The sequence below is a fragment of the Bacillus sp. AFS023182 genome (assembly GCF_002560575.1).
Lineage (GTDB): Bacteria > Bacillota > Bacilli > Bacillales > Bacillaceae_G > Bacillus_A > Bacillus_A arachidis.
In genome coordinates, this window is sequence record NZ_NTRO01000120.1 from 1 (window position 1) to 1,879 (window position 1,879).

Sequence of the window (1,879 nt, forward strand, 5' to 3'; positions counted from 1 at the left end):
GCACAAAAACAATGCGTATTGTTAGTTTGAAACAAAGTTGTACTGTTTATAAGAAAGTCGTACCGTTTTGAACAAAGTTGAATCGTTTATAAAAAGATTAACCTTCAAATAATTAATTTTTCAACTTATTAGATTGATTATATTAATTTAGGTTTATTTTGAAGTCACATCTTCATAAACATTTAATTGTAATAACGTTAAAAATGTTAGAATATTCATGTGAATGAAATTTCTTTATTTAGTTCATATATAAAAGGAGGAGAAATTAAATATGGCTGTTGAGAGCAAGATACAAACTGATTATTTTAAGTTATATATTGATTTTGAAAAAGATTTAGACTTGTCTAGTTTAACAAAGATTTTAAAGGCTTTAGAAGACATCAATTATCATATATGTCTAGAAAATAATATCAACTATGAGAATAATAAATTGAAAATTAGTAATGTTTATACTGGTTCTCTATGGTTCGACTTCTCTACTCTTCAAGGGATTGTATGTTCTCTTATAGCTAATCTAATATCTGAAACACTTAAGATGATAGGATTAAAAAAACGTCTTTATTCGGAAAAAGAATTAGAGATGTTTAAAGAGCGAATCATTGAGGCTATGGAGATTGAAATAGAAGGCCAAATAAGGCGTAATACCCGTCTTATAAATACTAAAAACCCACGAATAGAAGAATACAGGAATAAATTAAACTTATTTTTATCATTCGTACAAAATGAATTAGCTAATTTAACCATTAAGTATCTTACTCCAAAACATATAGAAACTGCTTATTATAATATTTTAAAAGAACTTAAAATCCTAAAAGCAAGTGATCCTGATTTTGAGGAGGATATACTTTTTAGTCTTGATAACGCGATTCGTGCAACGTTTTACAACGAACTAGTTTATGGTCCTGGTTTCACGAAACGTTGGACACCAGATGATTATATGGAATATTTACTTAAAAAAGTAAACAATTTAATTGATGAGGTCTCTTCTGAAGAACAAGAAGTTAAAGCAGAGGTTATGACATATAAGAATGAACCTGAAACAAATTCTTCCAAAACAACTACCGACCTTATTTTAGACGTTTGCAATGATGATAATATAAAAGCATGCGCAATCCAGATGATTACTAAAGATGGAAGAGAAATCAAATTAGATATAAAGGAAATAGACCCCTATATTGGAGGCCCAGAAGTTATTGTTATGCCTGTACCAGAATAAAAATGTTTCATGATTGTGAAAGAACATATTTAAAAATGATTAAACTTTTTTATAAAACCATAACTTAAAACTCCTAGAAAAGAATCTGTTTTGATCAATCTTGATATGCTCCCCCTTAGGTAGACAGATAAAAAATAAAAATCTGTTTATCTAAGGGGGCGTTTTTATGTCACGAATAAAATATTCTAAAGCTGAAAAATTGGCTATTTTAGCTCTTTATAAAGATGGTCAGCATTCAATAGCTGATATTACTGCTAAATTTTCAATTGATCCTGGAACGATTAGAGACTGGAAAAGAAGGTATGAATTGAATGGTGAAGATGGTTTAACAGACGCAATCTCTTGGAAGTCATATTCAAAAGAACTAAAATTGGCGGCCGTTAATGAGTATCTATCAGGACGTTATTCATTACATGAGGTCATTCAAAAATACGATATATCTAGTACTGCCGTTTTGGGAAAATGGATTAAAAAGTATAATAGTCATAGAGAATTACATGATACGGGTAAAGGAATGATAAAATCTATGACAAATACAAGAAAAACAACATTAGAAGAACGAATTCAAATTGTAAACTACTGTCTACAGCATCAGAAAAACTATCAACTCGCAGCCAAAAGCTATGAAGTTTCTTATCAACAGGGGTTCTGGTGCGAAAACTT

Annotated in this window: 2 protein-coding genes; both read left to right on the forward strand. The window is 29.6% G+C overall.

Features of this window, described 5'->3' with window-relative positions:
• The first annotated feature begins 271 nt into the window (after positions 1–271).
• Positions 272–1,216 carry a hypothetical protein gene (locus CN288_RS27310; protein ID WP_098303587.1) on the forward strand — a complete coding sequence of 315 codons (945 nt, stop codon included), beginning with the start codon at positions 272–274 and terminating at the stop codon, positions 1,214–1,216.
• A 166-nt stretch (positions 1,217–1,382) separates the two neighbouring features.
• Positions 1,383–1,879: helix-turn-helix domain-containing protein (locus CN288_RS29210; RefSeq protein WP_176527759.1), on the forward strand; the 497-nt coding region annotated here is incomplete at its 3' end.